Annotated in this window: 15 protein-coding genes and 1 pseudogene; 9 read left to right on the forward strand and 7 right to left on the reverse strand. The window is 64.1% G+C overall.

Going from position 1 to position 15475, the window contains the following annotated elements; genetic code table 11:
• Positions 1 to 4 precede the first annotated feature (4 nt).
• The gene (locus tag BQ8794_RS11315; protein WP_077376974.1) at positions 5 to 700 is read left to right on the forward strand and encodes a sulfate transporter family protein; all 696 of its coding nucleotides are present in this window, start codon (positions 5 to 7) and stop codon (positions 698 to 700) included.
• Between the two features lie 101 nt (positions 701 to 801).
• Here BQ8794_RS11315 and BQ8794_RS11320 read toward each other — a convergent pair whose 3' ends face one another.
• From BQ8794_RS11320 to BQ8794_RS11340, 5 genes are all read right to left on the reverse strand, one after another.
• Positions 802 to 1797 carry a proline racemase family protein gene (locus tag BQ8794_RS11320; protein ID WP_077376977.1) on the reverse strand — a complete coding sequence of 332 codons (996 nt, stop codon included), beginning with the start codon at positions 1795 to 1797 and terminating at the stop codon, positions 802 to 804.
• Positions 1794 to 2597, reverse strand: a complete 804-nt coding sequence (locus tag BQ8794_RS11325) for an isocitrate lyase/PEP mutase family protein (RefSeq protein ID WP_077377497.1) — start codon at positions 2595 to 2597, stop codon at positions 1794 to 1796. Before BQ8794_RS11325 ends, BQ8794_RS11320 begins: the two co-directional genes overlap by 4 nt.
• 201 nt (positions 2598 to 2798) lie before the next feature.
• Positions 2799 to 3455, reverse strand: a complete 657-nt coding sequence (locus tag BQ8794_RS11330; RefSeq protein WP_077376980.1) for an HAD family hydrolase — start codon at positions 3453 to 3455, stop codon at positions 2799 to 2801.
• On the reverse strand, positions 3455 to 3940 hold the full coding sequence (dut, locus tag BQ8794_RS11335; protein WP_077376983.1) for a dUTP diphosphatase: 486 nt from the start codon (positions 3938 to 3940) through the stop codon (positions 3455 to 3457). The genes BQ8794_RS11330 and dut overlap by 1 nt, the downstream gene beginning before the upstream one ends.
• Positions 3941 to 4024: 84 nt before the next feature.
• A complete protein-coding gene (locus BQ8794_RS11340) occupies positions 4025 to 4495 on the reverse strand; it encodes an Lrp/AsnC family transcriptional regulator (protein ID WP_077376986.1) in 471 nt (156 codons plus the stop codon).
• Positions 4496 to 4610: 115 nt separating this feature from the next.
• Between BQ8794_RS11340 and BQ8794_RS11345 the strand changes: the two genes are divergently transcribed.
• From BQ8794_RS11345 to BQ8794_RS11355, 3 genes and pseudogenes are all read left to right on the forward strand, one after another.
• A complete protein-coding gene (locus BQ8794_RS11345) occupies positions 4611 to 4865 on the forward strand; it encodes a DUF6356 family protein (RefSeq protein WP_077376989.1) in 255 nt (84 codons plus the stop codon).
• A gap of 18 nt (positions 4866 to 4883) precedes the next feature.
• Positions 4884 to 5481, forward strand: a pseudogene (locus tag BQ8794_RS11350) (class II glutamine amidotransferase).
• A 166-nt stretch (positions 5482 to 5647) separates the two neighbouring features.
• Complete coding sequence (locus BQ8794_RS11355; RefSeq protein ID WP_077377500.1) at positions 5648 to 7021, forward strand: amidase; 1374 nt, start codon at positions 5648 to 5650, stop codon at positions 7019 to 7021.
• Here BQ8794_RS11355 and BQ8794_RS11360 read toward each other — a convergent pair.
• Complete coding sequence (locus tag BQ8794_RS11360) at positions 7015 to 8091, reverse strand: NAD(P)/FAD-dependent oxidoreductase (protein WP_077376992.1); 1077 nt, start codon at positions 8089 to 8091, stop codon at positions 7015 to 7017. The two genes, BQ8794_RS11355 and BQ8794_RS11360, sit on opposite strands and share 7 nt — an antisense overlap.
• A gap of 122 nt (positions 8092 to 8213) precedes the next feature.
• Between BQ8794_RS11360 and BQ8794_RS11365 the strand changes: the two genes are divergently transcribed.
• Complete coding sequence (locus BQ8794_RS11365; protein WP_077376995.1) at positions 8214 to 9821, forward strand: peptide chain release factor 3; 1608 nt, start codon at positions 8214 to 8216, stop codon at positions 9819 to 9821.
• A 278-nt stretch (positions 9822 to 10099) separates the two neighbouring features.
• Here the strand turns inward: BQ8794_RS11365 and BQ8794_RS11375 are convergent, their stop codons facing one another.
• The gene (locus tag BQ8794_RS11375) at positions 10100 to 10573 is read right to left on the reverse strand and encodes a VOC family protein (protein WP_077376998.1); all 474 of its coding nucleotides are present in this window, start codon (positions 10571 to 10573) and stop codon (positions 10100 to 10102) included.
• A 298-nt stretch (positions 10574 to 10871) separates the two neighbouring features.
• Between BQ8794_RS11375 and ilvD the strand changes: the two genes are divergently transcribed.
• From ilvD to BQ8794_RS11395, 4 genes are all read left to right on the forward strand, one after another.
• Positions 10872 to 12716: a dihydroxy-acid dehydratase gene (gene ilvD / locus BQ8794_RS11380; RefSeq protein WP_077377503.1), complete on the forward strand. Its 1845-nt coding sequence runs from the start codon at positions 10872 to 10874 to the stop codon at positions 12714 to 12716.
• A gap of 78 nt (positions 12717 to 12794) precedes the next feature.
• A complete protein-coding gene (locus BQ8794_RS11385; RefSeq protein ID WP_077377001.1) occupies positions 12795 to 14105 on the forward strand; it encodes an amidohydrolase family protein in 1311 nt (436 codons plus the stop codon).
• 46 nt (positions 14106 to 14151) lie between these two features.
• A complete protein-coding gene (locus tag BQ8794_RS11390; protein ID WP_077377003.1) occupies positions 14152 to 14406 on the forward strand; it encodes a hypothetical protein in 255 nt (84 codons plus the stop codon).
• Between the two features lie 140 nt (positions 14407 to 14546).
• Positions 14547 to 15467, forward strand: a complete 921-nt coding sequence (locus BQ8794_RS11395; protein WP_077377006.1) for a DMT family transporter — start codon at positions 14547 to 14549, stop codon at positions 15465 to 15467.
• The last annotated feature ends 8 nt before the right edge of the window (positions 15468 to 15475 follow it).

The following is a 15475-nucleotide window of genomic DNA, read 5'->3' on the forward strand; positions in this document are numbered from 1 at the left end:
CGCCGTGATCTCCAGCGCCGCCCGCGCCGCCGCCAGCCAGCTGTTCTCGTCCGAATTCCGCTCGGTGTTCGTAAAAACGCTGGGCCTGACCTTGCTGGCGCTCGCCGCACTTTGGTTCGCCATCGAGGGCCTGTTCGAATGGCTGGCCTGGCCATGGATCGACGCATGGCTGCCCGGCCTGCCGTCCTGGGCCGGATGGCTGGGCTTCATCGTCGCCGGGATCGGTCTGGCGCTGGGTCTGGCGCTGCTGATCGCGCCGGTGACGGCGATCATCGCCGGCCTGTTCCTCGACGACGTCGCCGAAGTGGTCGAGCGCACCGACTATCCCAATGATCCGCCCGGCCGCGCCATGCCGGCACTGCGCTCGATGGTGCTGGCGATAAGATTCTTCGGCGTCGTCATCCTCGGCAACATCGTGGCCTTGCTGCTTCTGCTGGTGCCGGGCATCAACATCGCCGCCTTCTTCATCGTCAACGGCTATCTGCTGGGACGTGAGTTCTTCGAATTCGCCGCCATGCGCTTTCGCCCGGAGGCCGAGGCCCGGGCGTTGCGCAAAAAACATGCCGTCACGGTGTTCCTCGCCGGGCTGGTTGTTGCTGCCTTCCTCGCCGTGCCGCTGCTCAACCTTTTGACGCCGCTGTTCGCCGCCGCCATGATGGTGCACCTGCACAAGGCGATCTCGGCGCGGGAAGCGGCGTAGGAGTGCTGATGCTCAGGTGAGGCCGGCTTGCGAATGCCGATGTCCTGCGCTTCCGGGGCGTACCCAACGGTACGCTCGACTCCGCTTCTCGGGGCCCGGCGCTAGCGTAAAAGAAAACCACGTCCCAGTTCGTCGTCGGGTTCGACGATGAATTCGGCCCGGCCGCAGTAGAAGGCGCGGCCGCCGACGCGGGCGATGATGGCATCATGCGGCCCGGCTTTCGCGGTCCTCGCCACGCGGCCGGAAAAGCGCGAGCCGGCGATACTTTCGAACAGCCGCGTCTGGCCGCCGATTTCGCCCTTGGCATGCATTGCCGCCAGCCGCGCGGCGACGCCCGAGCCGGTTGGCGAACGGTCGACCTCGGCGTCGGCGAAGACGCAGATGTTTTTGGTCGGGCTATCGGAATATGCGTCCTGTCCGTCGGTCAGGATGGTGCCGTAGAGAAAGGCAAGGTCGGCATGGTCGGGATGCGACAGCGGGAATGCTTTCTTCAGCTTCTCCGTCAGAGCTGTCGCCGCATCGACGAAATCACGCACGCGGTTGTCGCCGAACACCAGTCCGAACTGGCGGCAATCGGCGAGCGCATAGAAGGCACCGCCATAGGCGATGTCGAAGCTGATCGCCCCGAAGCCGGGCAATTCGATCTCCTGGTCGCGGGCGAACAGAAAGGCCGGCACGCTTTCGAACGACACCGCACCGGCCTTGCCGTTCTGCACCTCGACCGAGGCGGCGACCAGCCCGCACGGCGCCTCGATGTTGACTGTCGTCAGCGGCTCCTGCCGCGCCACCAGCCCTTCGTCGACGGCGTAGCGGCCGAGCGCGACGATGGCGTGGCCGCACATCGTCGAATAGCCCTCATTGTGCATGAACAGCACGGCGAGGTCGGCGCCGGGCAGGTCGGGTTCCACCAGCAGCGCGCCATACATGTCGTAATGGCCGCGCGGCTCGAACATCAGGATCTTCCTGAGGTGGTCGAGGTGATCGCGCAAAAAGGCGCGTTTTTCCAGGATCGTGCCTGCAGGAACCTTGGGGTAGCCACCGGTGACGATCCGCAGCGGCTCGCCGCCGGTGTGCATGTCGACGACGCTGAGGTTCATGCGTTGGGTTCGGCAAACAACGCCTGCAGCTTGCCGAACGGCATGGCGGTGCGGGTGAAGCCGAAGGTGCCGTCCTGCTGGATCTCACGCGCCGCCGTTTCCAGCATGCCGAAGGCGTAATTGGTCAGCCAGGGCCCGAGCGAAATGCGCTTGACCCCTGCCAGGGCAAGATCGGCGATGGTGAAGCCGGGCCTGACCATGACGTTGACCGGCTTGGTCAGCGCCGAGCAGACGGTTTGCACCGTCTCGATATCGCCGAGGCCCGGCGCGTAGAGCACGTCGGCGCCGGCCCTCTCGAAGGCTTGCAGCCGCTTGATCGTGTCGTCGATGTCTGGCTTGCCCCACAGAAAATTCTCGGCTCGCGCGGTGAAGACGAAATCGTGCTTCAGCGCCCGTGCCGCCTCCGCTGCAGCGGCGACGCGCTCGACGGCATGCGAAAAATCATAGATCGGCTTGTCGGGCTCGCCCGTGTGGTCCTCGATCGAGCAGCCGGCGAGGCCCGCCGCTTCGGCCGCGAAGACAGTCTCCGCGGCACTTGTCGCGCTGTCACCCTTGCCCTTCTCGAGATCGGCCGAAACCGGCAGGCCGGTCGCCGCCGCCACCTCGCGGCAATGGTGGATCATCGCCTCGAAGGTCACCGCGCCGTCGGGCAGGCCGCGCGAAAAGGCAAAGCCGGCGCTGGTCGTCGCCAGCGCCTTGAAACCGAAGGAGGCCAGCAGTTTCGTCGTGCCGACGTCCCAAGGGTTGGGCATGACGAAGATCGAGCTGTGCAGGTCGCGAAATATTTTGCCCTTGTCCATGGATGCTCCCCAGAGTGCGAAGCGCATTTTATCCCGCCGTCGCGCGCCGGGCAAACGAATGCGATTGGTTCAGTAGCGATTGGCGTTCTCTCCTGCCAATTTGTCCAGTGCGTCGGACCCCTTGACGCCTCGCACTGTCGAGCGTTCGAAAGCTGATACGGACGACCGAGGCGTACAGCCGGAGATGAGCTCGATATCAGATCAGTGGATCGGCACCAGCCTGGCCAGTTCGCGCATGTCGTCGAACAGGATGCCGCCGGCCTCGGTCAGACCGTCGCGGTCGGAATGCGGGTCGCCGTGATAGGAAAATACGCGCATGCCGGCGGCAATGCCGGCTAATGTTCCGGCGACGCTGTCCTCGATGACGATGCAGTCGGCGGGCGCGAAGCCCATCGTGCTTGCGGCATGCAGGAACAGGTCGGGAAACGGCTTGCCGCGCGAAACCATGGTCGAACTGAACAGTGCATGCTTGAACAGCGGCAGCAGCCCGGTCTGGCCGAGAGTGATGTGCATCTTAGACACCCGCGCCGACGAAGCGACGCAAGTTGCGATGCCGGCCGCGTGCACGGCTTCGATGAACTCCCTGACATAGGGAACGGCTTCGACGCCATGCGCGAACAGCTCCGGCAGACCGGCGTTCCAACGGTCGACGAAATCGGCGCCGAGGCTGACGCCGGTTGCCTCGACTTCCTTCTGCACCGAGACCATGGCGCGGCCGGAGAAATTCTTGCGGCAATATTCGAAGCTTGCCGGGTGGCCGGCGGCGCTGAGCCATTCGGCAAGGCGCCGATTGGCCAGGTTCTCGGTGTCGACCAGAACCCCGTCGCAATCGAAGATGACGAGTTTGGGTAGGGACATCAGGCCGTGCCGGTCGATCCGAAGCCGCCGGCGCCGCGCGTCGTTCCACCGGCCAAGCTGCGCTCCTCAACCGTCGCCTGCGTCACCGGGGCGAAGACGATCTGGGCGATCCGCATGCCGCGCGTCACCGCGAAATCCTCGTCGCCTAGATTGATCAGCAGCACCTTGACCTCGCCGCGATAGTCGCTGTCGATGGTGCCCGGCGTGTTGAGGCAGGTAAGCCCGTGCTTGAAGGCGAGGCCGGAGCGCGGCCGGACCTGGCCTTCCAAGCCCTCCGGGATCTCCAGGATCAGCCCGGTCGGCACCAGCGCGCGTTTTCCCGGCAGGATCAGCAGCGGCCGGTCGTCTGGCACCGCGGCGCGCAGATCCATTCCGGCGGCGCCCGGGCTTTCATAGGCGGGAAGCGGCAGGCCTTCACCATGCGGCAACCTCACGAAGCCGACGGCCGGACCGATGACAGAGGAAGTGTAGAGGGCTGCGCGCATGAGGCTGATCCTATCGCTATCAACACCGATTCGGTCAACTCGGCGGTAATACTATCAACGGCTTTCTTTCAGCGCAGTTCCGTTTCAGCGAAGTTCTACGGGAACGACCGTCGTCTCCTTGATCTCCTCCATGACGAACGACGCCGAAACATCCGACAGCGCCACCTTGGCGATCAGCCGCTGATAGAGCCGGTCATACGCCTTCACGTCGGCGACGCGGGCGCGCAAGACATAATCGAGGTCGCCGGACATGCGGTAGACGCCGGTGATCTCGGGAAAGCCGCTCACTGCCGCCCGGAATTTTTGCAGCCAGTCCGGATCATGATTGGAGGTCCGGACCAGGATGAACACCGAAAGGCCAAGGCCAAGCTTGTCGGCATCGACCAGCGCCACCCGGCCGGTAATGACGCCGTCTTCTTCCAGCCGCTTGACCCGGCGCCAGCAGGCGTTGCGCGACAGCGACACCCTTTCCGACAATTGATCGACCGACAAGGTGCCGTCGCGTTGCAGCTCGGCCAGCAATCTTCGGTCGATTTCATCGATTTCCAGAGACATGTGGGATACTTGTCCCAATTATTGGCCAAACACAAGGATGATTTGGGACCGATGAACCGAAAGCTCGTGCCAGAATACTCAGCATCGGGGGCTTACCCAGGCAGGAGGGATCACCATGACGAAACGGCTTGCAAGGCTCTTTACCTCTCACCCGGCCAAGGTGGGCGAGACCTATTTCAGCCATATGGCCTTCGCGGCGTGGTTCTGCTCGCGTCTGTTCATGGCAGCGTTCGCCGCGCTCATTCACGCTTTCTTGCCGTTTCTGTTCGAGACCACGGCCAGCCGAATCGTTCGCGAGCTCTATGAGCGCACGCACAACAGAGGCACACACGCAATCAAGGAGCCTGCGGCTCTCATGGATCGCGCCTGAGGGAGGGAAGATTAAGCGATGTGCCGGTGGGCGGCCTACCTCGGCGAAGCGGTTTTCCTCGAAGACATCGTCACCGCACCCTGCCATTCGCTGATCGCCCAGAGCCATTGCGCCCAGGAAGCCAAGTCGCCGACCAATGGCGATGGCTTTGGTCTAGCCTGGTACGGTGACCGGCCCGAACCCGGGCTGTATCGCGACATCCTGCCGGCCTGGTCCGATCCCAATCTGAAGAGCCTGTGCCGGCAGATCAAATCCGGCCTGTTTCTCGCCCATGTGCGCGCCTCGACCGGCGGCGCCACCAGCCGCATGAACTGTCATCCCTTCACTGCCGGCCGCTGGTCGTTCATGCACAACGGCCAGATCGGCGGCTTCGAAAGAATCCGCCACGCGCTGGAAAATTCGCTCTCTGACGCGGGCGACCGATGCCCACGCGCCGACGCTCTACACCTCCGTCTTCCGCAATGGCGGCGGACGATGCCTAATGTCGGAGCCTTTCGACCGTGATGGCGGCGACTGGCAGCCGATCCCGCCCTCTAGCTTCGTCACCATCACCAGAGACGGCATGACCATTCGTCCGTTTGCGCCGGAGCCGGCAAGACTGGCGCTGGCCGTGTAGATCTCTCGCTGTCGCGGCAATATCGCGGGACGGCGCCGACCTCAGCAGACCGCAGCGCAATTCCAATCAAGCACCGCCAGTCCTCGAATGCTGAACTCGGCTTGAAGACGCGCCGTAGCCCGCCATTTGGTGAGGCTGGCGCCGCTAGCAAGCCGGAGCATTGGTCATGGACTTCGTCTTTTCCTCCACCAGAGAATTGGCTGCCGCGATCCGCGACCGCAAGATTTCCGCAGTGGAAGCGCTGGACGCGCATTTGGCTGAGATCGACAGGCATAATGAGACGGTCAACGCGGTCGTCACGCTCGACAGGGAAGGGGCTCGCGCTCGCGCGAAGAAGGCCGACGAAGCGCAGGCGCGCGGCGACGCTCTCGGGCCGCTGCACGGCGTGCCGTTCACGCTGAAGGACACCCACGAAACACTGGGGATGAAGACGACGGTCGGCTTCCCGCCTTTTGCCGACTATGTGGCGAGAAAAGACAGCCCGGTCGTCCTCAGGTTGAAGGCTGCCGGCGGCGTGCTGGTCGGCAAGACAAATGTCGCAACGATGCTGGGCGACTGGCAGTCGAACAACCCGCTGTTCGGCCGCACCAGTAATCCGTGGGATCTATCGCGCACCGCCGGCGGTTCCAGCGGGGGAGCGGCGGCAGCACTTTGCGCGGGCATGACGCCATTCGAACTCGGCACCGACATGCAGAATTCGATCCGCCTGCCTGCAGCCTTCTGCGGCGTCTACGGCCTCAAGCCGACCGAGCATCGCGTCTCCTTGGCCGGCGCCTTTCCCGATCCCGGTGGCGTACCGCGCGGCGTACGGCTGATGTCCTGTATCGGTCCGCTCGCCCGCAACGTCGAAGATCTGGCGCTGATCCTGGGGATCATAGCAGGGCCGGATGGCAGCGACACCGATCTTGCCCCGGTGCCTGTCGAGGGCACGCCGGAGGTTGATCCCAAGACCCTGCGCATCGCTTTCGCGCCGGCCTTTCCGGGTTTTCCGGTAGCCGGCGAGATCAGGGCCGCGGTCGAAAGTCTGGTCGAGCAACTCAAATCTGCGGGCGCGGCCGTCGAGGAAGCAAGACTGCCGACGCTCGACCTGCATGACGATCTGACGCAAGGCAGTGCGCTGATCGGCATGATGCTGGAGGCTGTGCAGCCTGAGCCGCCGGAAGAACCGACACCGGTCTCGCGCTGGTTCGAGGCGCTCGCCCGCCGCGACCAGTCAATCCTTGCCTGGGACCGGTTTTTCGAAGGTTGCGATGTCTTGCTTTGCCCCGTCGCCATGACCACGGCCTTTCCACATTGCGAGCCGGGAACACCAATCAAGGTCGATGACCGGGAGCAGAGCTACTGGCTCCTGCCGGCCTATGGCGCGGTGTTCAACTATAGCGGCCACCCCGCGCTTTCGCTGCCCTGCGGGCAGGACCGCGACGGCCTGCCCATCGGCCTGCAGCTGGTCGGCCGTCGCTGGTCCGAATCGCAGCTGCTTGGCATCGCCAAGGCGATGGCGCCGCTGAGCGGCGGTTTTCGCCGTCCGCCCGGCTATTGAGCAAACCGCGTCAGCCCATAGGGCTCAAGCAGCGGATCGCGCGCGTCGTCGAGGATTTCCCGGGCGGCGAACAGGCCTACGGCAGGCGCCAGCGTGATCCCCGAATGCATGACCGCAACATAGAGGCCGCCGATGCCTTCAGCCCGTCCGATGATCGGAAAACCGTCGACGGGCGTCGGCCGGTAGCCGACCGTGTGGAAATCCAGTTCCAGCCGGTCGGCGCCGCGCAGCATGCTCTTCATCGCCGCAAACAGGTCGCGGGCGGTGGCTGCGGCATCCATGCCCGGATCGGCGCCGCCGAAATCCGAGCCGGCGATGATGCGGCCCTCGGCAGTCTGGCGCATGTGCAGCCGGTCGCCGATCACCAGGCCGTTGAGCAGCTTTTCGTACGGGCGTGAATGGACGATCAGGCCGGGCGGCGTCTCGATCGGCAGTTTTAGCCCAGCGGTCGCCGCAATTGCCGCAGAGCCGGCGCCGGCCGCAATCACCGCCTCGTCGGCGACAATGCGTCCGCCTGACGTATCGACGCCGCTAATCCTGCCATTGGTCTGTATCAGCGCGGTGACTGTCGTGCCGGTAATCACCCGCGCGCCAAGCCGCTCGGCGTCGGCCAGCAGCGTCTGCGTGGCCGCGACCGGTTCGGCCACGCCCTCCTCAGCGACGTGAAGGGCGAAATCGGGAAGCGCGGTCAAATTGGGCTCTATACGTGCGGCGCCCACGCGGTCGACTCGCGCGATCCCGTAGCCCCAGGCGGAATGTTCGGCGGCATAGGCCTCAAGCGCGGCCGGCGGCAGGTTCCAGCACAGGCCGCCGCACCAGGCGAGCGGAATGCCGGGCACGTCATGAGCAAGCCGCGTCCACTCGGCCATCGAACGGGTACGCAGCCGGAAATACGGCTCTGGATTGCCCCAACTGGCATTGATCCAGGCAAAGGAATTCGGCGTCGCGACACCGCCGGCGCCGCTGTCGGCAACGATCGTCACGTTCGCGCCAGCCTTCGCCAGATGCCAGGCGATGGACGCGCCGATGATGCCGGCGCCGACGACAATGACGTGCTTGGCTGCGCTCATGGATGGGGCCTTTATCGAACCGCCTCTGTTGATGCCATTGCGGCGGACCTATCTCAAGGCCGGGCAAGCGCCCAAAATTGTTCGACAGGCTACAAAAGCGCTGCTAGAAGCCCGCGCACCACATGGGATTCCATAAATTGGCTGAAGACATCACGAACGCGGTGGCGCGCCGCCGCACTTTCGCGATCATCGCGCATCCGGACGCCGGCAAGACGACGCTGACCGAAAAGCTGCTTTTGTTCGGCGGCGCCATCCAGCTTGCCGGCGAGGTCAAGGCCAAGAAGGATCGCATCCAGACCCGGTCGGACTGGATGAAGATCGAGCGCGAGCGCGGCATTTCGGTCGTCACCTCGGTGATGACCTTCGAGTATGAGGACAATGTCTTTAATTTGCTCGACACGCCCGGCCACGAGGATTTCGCCGACGATACCTATCGCACGCTGTCAGCAGTCGATGCGGCGGTCATGGTCATCGACGCCGCCAAGGGTATCGAGCCGCGCACGCTAAAACTGTTCGAGGTCTGCCGGCTGCGTGACATCCCGATCATAACCTTCGTCAACAAGATGGATCGCGAAAGCCGCGACCCGTTTGAGATCCTCGACGAGATCGAGCAGAAGCTGGCACTGGACACCGCACCAATCACCTGGCCGATCGGCCGCGGCAAGACCTTTTCCGGCACCTACCATCTGGCGCTGAACGCCGTGCGCAAGGGCGACGCGGAGAAAGAACGCACGCCGGTCAATGGTCCCGACTCCAACCGCGTCGCCGGCCTGTTGCCGGAGAACGAGCGCGAGGCTTTCATCGAGGAGCTGGAACTGGCGCGCGAAGCCTGCCGCCCGCTCGACATCGATGCGTTCCGCGAGGGCCATCTGACGCCGGTCTATTTCGGCTCGGCGCTGCGCAATTATGGCGTGCGCGACCTGATCGAGGCGCTTGGCGCCTACGGGCCGCCGCCGCGCGCGCAGGAGGCCGACACCCGCAAGGTCGAGGCGACCGAGGACAGGATGACCTCCTTCGTCTTCAAGATCCAGGCCAACATGGATCCCAACCACCGCGACCGCATCGCCTTCGTCCGCGTCTGCTCGGGCAGGCTCGAGCGCGGCATGAAGGCAAAACTGGTGCGCACCGGAAAGCCGATGAGCCTGTCGGCGCCGCAATTCTTCTTCGCCCGCACCCGTGTCACCGCCGACGAGGCCTTTGCTGGCGACGTCGTCGGCATCCCCAACCATGGCACGCTGCGCATCGGCGACACGCTGACCGAGGGCGAGGAGATCCTGTTCCGCGGCGTGCCGAATTTCGCGCCGGAAATCCTGCGCCGCGTCCGTCTCGGCGACGCGATGAAGGCCAAGAAGCTGAAGGAGGCGCTGCACCAGATGGCCGAGGAAGGCGTCGTGCAACTGTTCTCGCCGGAGGACGGTTCGCCGGCAATCGTCGGCGTCGTCGGTGCGCTGCAGCTCGACGTGCTGAAGGAGCGGCTGAACATTGAATACACGCTGCCTGTCGATTTCGAGATGTCGCGCTTTTCCGTATGCCGCTGGATATCGGCCGACGACAAGGCCGAGATGCATCGCTTCATCGAGGCGCATCGCGGCGACATCGCCCGCGATCTCGATAACGATCCGGTGTTCCTGGCCCAGCACGCCTTTTCGCTCAACTACGAGGCCGAGCGCTGGAAGGCGATCCGCTTCGCAGCGGTCAAGGATTACCAGGTCCGCGACAAGGCGGCTTGAGCTGCGCCGTATGGCCGCCAAGATCACACTCGCGCGTTGCGCCGCCCCTCATCCGCCTGCCGGCACCTTCTCCCCGTATAGTGACGGGGAGAAGGGGGCTGGCCGCAATGCCAACGCCTTCCTGCAACGTGGGTAATTGGCGAAATCATGTATGAGAGCGCCCCTCTCCCCGTCACTATACGGGGAGAGGATGCCGGCAGGCAGGTGAGGGGCGGCGCCGACTTCGGCAGTTGATATTCCCAAAATCGGGCGAAGATCGCCAGTCGGGAGCGACTCGCTCACCCCCTGGCGGCCTCTTCGATCTTGGCGATGTCGATCTTGGTCATCTGCATCATCGCCTGCATGACACGGCCGGCCTTTTCGGTGTCGGGGTCCTGCAGCAGTCTAGGCAATTGCTCCGGCACGACCTGCCAGGAGACGCCGAATTTGTCCTTCAGCCAGCTGCACTGGCTGGGCTCGCCACCGCCCTCGATGAGCCTGTCCCAGAAATAGTCGACCTCCTCCTGCGTCTTGCAGTCGATGGACAGCGAGACTGCCTCGGTGAACTTGAATTGCGGCCCGCCGTTGAGCGCCTGGAACTGCACGCCGTCGAGCTCGAAATAGGTCACCAGCACCTTGCCCTCATTATCGCCGCTGCCCTTGGGCCAGCGCATCACGCTCAGCACCTTCGAGTTCTTGAAGATGGAGATGTAGTGGTTCATGGCCTCCTCGGCCTGGTCGTCGAACCACAGGCAGGGGGTGATCTTTTGCATTTTCTTGCTCCTCGGGCTGTTTTGGCTTTGTTTTCACGCGTACAACGGCCGGCTGGCGATTGATGCCGGTCGCCGCCGTCTGCCCAAGGACGCTCGAACAAAACACGATCCGACAGCACCTCCGACTTTTTTTACGGCCTGGTCCGGCTGCCGGTTTTGGCTCGAGGCCATCGCCGCTGGATCCATTATCTGGCGCATCGCAAAACCGTGGCCAGACCAGACCGCGGCGTATATAACGCCGCTCAATTCCGGTTTTCCGCGCCTGTCCGGGCGCGACGCAGACAGCAAGGGACAGCCTATGCCCGCCTATCGCTCCCGCACCACCACCCATGGCCGCAACATGGCCGGCGCCCGCGGCCTGTGGCGCGCCACCGGCATGAAGGATTCCGACTTCGGCAAGCCGATCATCGCGGTGGTCAATTCCTTCACCCAGTTCGTGCCAGGCCACGTCCATCTCAAGGATCTCGGCCAGCTGGTCGCCCGCGAGATCGAGAAGGCCGGCGGCGTTGCGAAAGAGTTCAACACCATCGCTGTCGACGACGGCATCGCCATGGGCCATGACGGCATGCTCTATTCGCTGCCGTCGCGCGAGTTGATCGCCGACTCGGTCGAGTACATGGTCAATGCCCACTGCGCCGACGCGATGGTCTGCATCTCGAATTGCGACAAGATCACGCCGGGCATGCTGATGGCGTCGCTGCGTCTCAACATCCCGACCGTCTTCGTCTCCGGCGGCCCGATGGAAGCCGGCAAGGTGGTGCTTGCCGGCAAGACGCAGGCGCTTGACCTGGTCGACGCCATGGTCGCGGCAGCCGACGACAAGATCTCCGACGAGGACGTCAAGACCATCGAGCGCTCGGCCTGCCCGACCTGCGGCTCCTGCTCGGGCATGTTCACCGCCAATTCAATGAATTGCCTGACCGAGGCGCTCGGCCTTTCGCTGCCCGGTAACGGTTCGACGCTGGCGACGCACGCCGAACGCAGGCGGCTGTTCGTCGAGGCCGGCCACCTGATCGTCGATCTCGCCCAGCGCTACTACGAGCAGGACGACGACACCGCGCTGCCGCGCAGCATCGCCTCGAAGGGAGCCTTCGAGAACGCCATGACCCTCGACATCGCCATGGGCGGCTCGACCAACACCGTGCTGCACATCCTGGCTGCCGCGCATGAGGGCGAGATCGATTTCGATCAGGACGACATTGACGCGCTGTCGCGCAAGGTGCCGGTGCTATGCAAGGTTGCCCCCGCCAAGGCGGATGTGCACATGGAAGACGTCCACCGCGCCGGCGGCATCATGGCGATCCTCGGTCAGCTCGATAACGCCGGCCTGATCAACCGCGACCTGCCGACGGTGCACACCGCAAGCCTCGGCGAAGCGCTCGACCATTGGGATATCTCGCGCACGACAAGCCAGAATGTCCGCGACTTCTTTCTGGCGGCCCCGGGCGGCGTGCCGACGCAGGTCGCCTTCAGCCAGGATCGGCGCTGGGACGAACTCGATCTCGACCGGGAGAAGGGTGTCATCCGCTCGGCCCAATATCCTTTTTCCAAGGATGGTGGCCTTGCCGTGCTGAAAGGCAACCTGGCGCTCGACGGCTGCATCGTGAAGACCGCGGGTGTCGATGAATCGATCCTGAAATTCACCGGCCCGGCCAGGGTGTTCGAAAGCCAGGACGCCAGCGTCAAGGCGATCCTGTCCAACGAGATCAAGGCCGGCGATGTCGTCGTCATCCGCTACGAAGGGCCGCGCGGCGGCCCCGGCATGCAGGAAATGCTCTACCCGACCAGCTATTTGAAGTCGAAGGGCCTCGGGAAGGCCTGCGCGCTGGTCACCGATGGCCGCTTCTCCGGCGGCACCTCCGGCCTGTCGATCGGCCATGCCTCTCCCGAGGCGGCGGAAGGCGGGCTGATCGGGCTGGTGCATGAGGGCGACACGATCGAGATCGATATCCCGAACCGCACCATCCGGCTTGCCGTCGACGATGCCGAACTGGCCGCCCGCCGCGCCGCGATGGAGGCCAAGGGAGCCGCCGCCTGGAAGCCCGAGGAAAAGCGCAAGCGCAAGGTGACGATGGCCTTGCGCGCCTATGCCTCGATGGCGACCAGCGCTGCAAAGGGTGCGGTAAGGCATGTGCCGGAATAGGGCTCGCTTTTCCTTCTCCCACAGGGAGAAAGGAGAGCCGCGGCTGAAAGTTCCGGCTTTTGAACGAGGTGGCTTTAGATGGATTTCGACCTTATCGTCCGCGGCGGCACGCTGCCCGACGGCAGGATCGCCGATATCGGCGTCATCGGCGAGACGATCGCGGCCATCGAGCCGGCGCTGAACGCTGGCACGGGCACGGCGATTGACGCCCATGGCAATCTGATCTCTCCGCCCTTCGTCGATCCGCATTTTCACATGGACGCCACGCTCTCGCTGGGCATCCCGCGCATCAACGTGTCGGGCACGCTGCTCGAAGGCATCTCGCTGTGGGGCGAACTGAAGCCGCTGTTGACGCACGAAGCGGTGCGCGACCGCGCGCTCGCTTATTGCGACTGGGCAGTGTCGATGGGCCTGCTCGCCATCCGCAGCCATGTCGATGTCTGCGATACCAGGCTGCTGGCGGTCGAAGCCCTGCTCGATGTGAAGAAGACCGTCGCGCCCTATATCGACCTGCAACTGGTCGCCTTCCCGCAGGATGGGTTTTATCGCTCGCCGACGGCGCGTGATAACACCATCCGCGCGCTCGACATGGGTGTCGACATCGTCGGCGGTATTCCGCATTTCGAGCGCACCATGGCCGACGGCACGCGTTCGGTGACGGAACTGTGCGAAATCGCGGCAGAACGCGGCCTCATGGTCGACCTGCATTGTGACGAGACCGATGATCCGCTGTCGCGCCATATCGAACAACTGGCCTATGAGACACAACGCCTCGGCCTGCAGGGCAGGGTCGCCGGCTCGCATCTTACTTCGATGCACTCGATGGACAATTACTATGTCTCGAAGCTGTTGCCGCTGATATCAGAGGCAGGCGTCTCGGCGATCCCCAATCCGCTGATCAACATCATGCTGCAGGGCCGCCACGACACATTCCCCAAACGCCGCGGCCTGACGCGGGTCAAGGAAATGCTTGCCCACGGCATCCGCGTCGGCTGGGGCCAGGATTGCGTGCTCGACCCCTGGTATTCGCTGGGCACCGCCGACATGCTCGACGTCGCCTTCATGGGCCTTCACGTTGCCCAGATGTCGAGCCCGGCCGACATGGCGCGCTGCTTCGACATGGTCACCAACGTCAACGCCGCCATCATGGGCCTCGACCATCTCGGCCTGGCGGTCGGCAAGCGCGCCAGCCTCGTCGTCCTTGATGCCGGCGATCCGGTCGAGGCCTTGCGCCTGCGTCCCGAGCGACTCTGTGTCATCGCCAGGGGCAAGGTGGTGGCCGAGCGGGCCAGGCAGGAAACACGGCTCTCGATCGCCGGACGGCCGGCAACAGCGAACCGCAGGCATCGCCCGTCTCAAAACTCCATCGATCAGATTGATAGGTCCTAACCACAAGCCTACAATCAACCTCCAGTTTTATGCCGAGGAGGATGCCATGTGGCACAAGACGGCGATGGTGGTCGCGTTGGCGGCGACCTGTGCAGGCTGCATGACGGCCGAGGACCGTCGTGCCGCGGACGAGGCGAAATGCCGTTCCTACGGCTTCGTCAGGAAGAATGATGCCTTCGCCGAATGTCTGCAGCGCATCGATCTGGCGCGCCGCGCCGAACTCAGAAGTGCGTCGGTCTTCGATCCCTGGGATCGGCCGGTGATCTATCGTCCGGTTATCATTCGGCCACGGCCAAAGTAGGCCGTTCCGATCGTCCGTACAGGCCCAGCCGATTTCCGGTCCCTGGTCTGGCCGGCTTCTCGATTTCCGCTCGTCAAAGCGGCTGCTTGCGTCTACGACACTGCCCACCGGGCTTTCATGCGGGAGGAAGCGACATCGGCATGGCAGAGCCAACAGCCCAGAATTCGACGATCAGGAACGTGCTTTTGGCTGGCATTCTGCTGATGCTGGCCGGCGACTTCCTGTTTGCGTTGAACGATGCGATGGGCAAATGGCTGGTCGCCAGCTTTTCCGTCGGTCAGGTTGTGCTGATCCGCTCGGTCGGCGCCTTTTTCGTGCTCGGTCCGATGATCGCGCGTCAAGGCTCGGCCAAGCTATTCCGCATGGAGCGCCTGGAATTGCAGGTCTTGCGTGTCGTCATGACGACGCTTGACACGGCGCTGTTCTACGCCGCCGTCGTCTATCTGCCGCTCGCCGACGTCATGAGCTTCTACATGGCGGGGCCGATCTACGTGGCGGCGCTGTCCCACCTGTTGCTTGGTGAAAAGGTCGGCTGGCGCCGCTGGATGGCGATCCTGGTCGGCTTCTGCGGCGTGCTGATCATGCTCGAACCGTCCTCGGCCGCGTTTTCGCTGTCGTCGACCTTCGCGCTGGCTGGAAGCATTTCATTCGCCTTCGCCATCATCCTCAACCGGCGGTTGCGCGGCACCAGCGACACCTCGCTCGTTACCTGGCAAACCATCGGCACGCTGCTGGTCGGCGGGTTTCTCACCATCGGCAACTGGCAGACGCCGTCCTCGCTCGATTTCGGCGCCATGCTGCTTCTTGGCATCGTCTCCTGCGGCGCGCATCTGATGATCACCAGGGCGCTGAAGCTGGCGCCGGCGTCGACGCTGGCGCCGCTGCATTACAGCCTGCTGTTGTGGGCCGTCATCTTCGGGCTGGCCTTCTTCGGCGACATGCCCGGCCCGCGCATCCTGATCGGCTCGGGCATCATCGTGCTGGCCGGCCTGTTCATCTTCCATCGCCAGAAAGTGGTCGACACGGTGCCGCCCGAAAACGTGCCGAAAGGTGTCAACTAGGGTCCAGA

This window comes from Mesorhizobium prunaredense, assembly GCF_900156895.1.
GTDB lineage: Bacteria > Pseudomonadota > Alphaproteobacteria > Rhizobiales > Rhizobiaceae > Mesorhizobium > Mesorhizobium prunaredense.

Bases quoted from the DNA above. Each gene is read 5' to 3' on its own strand.
- BQ8794_RS11360 (WP_077376992.1), bottom strand. From the start codon at position 8,091: ATGAGCGCAGCCAAGCACGTCATTGTCGTCGGCGCCGGCATCATCGGC.
- ilvD (WP_077377503.1), top strand. From the start codon at position 10,872: ATGCCCGCCTATCGCTCCCGCACCACCACCCATGGCCGCAACATGGCC.
- BQ8794_RS11355 (WP_077377500.1), top strand. From the start codon at position 5,648: ATGGACTTCGTCTTTTCCTCCACCAGAGAATTGGCTGCCGCGATCCGC.
- BQ8794_RS11385 (WP_077377001.1), top strand. From the start codon at position 12,795: ATGGATTTCGACCTTATCGTCCGCGGCGGCACGCTGCCCGACGGCAGG.
- BQ8794_RS11330 (WP_077376980.1), bottom strand. From the start codon at position 3,455: ATGTCCCTACCCAAACTCGTCATCTTCGATTGCGACGGGGTTCTGGTC.
- BQ8794_RS11340 (WP_077376986.1), bottom strand. From the start codon at position 4,495: ATGTCTCTGGAAATCGATGAAATCGACCGAAGATTGCTGGCCGAGCTG.
- BQ8794_RS11325 (WP_077377497.1), bottom strand. From the start codon at position 2,597: ATGGACAAGGGCAAAATATTTCGCGACCTGCACAGCTCGATCTTCGTC.
- BQ8794_RS11320 (WP_077376977.1), bottom strand. From the start codon at position 1,797: ATGAACCTCAGCGTCGTCGACATGCACACCGGCGGCGAGCCGCTGCGG.
- BQ8794_RS11390 (WP_077377003.1), top strand. From the start codon at position 14,152: ATGTGGCACAAGACGGCGATGGTGGTCGCGTTGGCGGCGACCTGTGCA.
- BQ8794_RS11345 (WP_077376989.1), top strand. From the start codon at position 4,611: ATGACGAAACGGCTTGCAAGGCTCTTTACCTCTCACCCGGCCAAGGTG.
- BQ8794_RS11375 (WP_077376998.1), bottom strand. From the start codon at position 10,573: ATGCAAAAGATCACCCCCTGCCTGTGGTTCGACGACCAGGCCGAGGAG.
- BQ8794_RS11365 (WP_077376995.1), top strand. From the start codon at position 8,214: ATGGGATTCCATAAATTGGCTGAAGACATCACGAACGCGGTGGCGCGC.
- BQ8794_RS11395 (WP_077377006.1), top strand. From the start codon at position 14,547: ATGGCAGAGCCAACAGCCCAGAATTCGACGATCAGGAACGTGCTTTTG.
- dut (WP_077376983.1), bottom strand. From the start codon at position 3,940: ATGCGCGCAGCCCTCTACACTTCCTCTGTCATCGGTCCGGCCGTCGGC.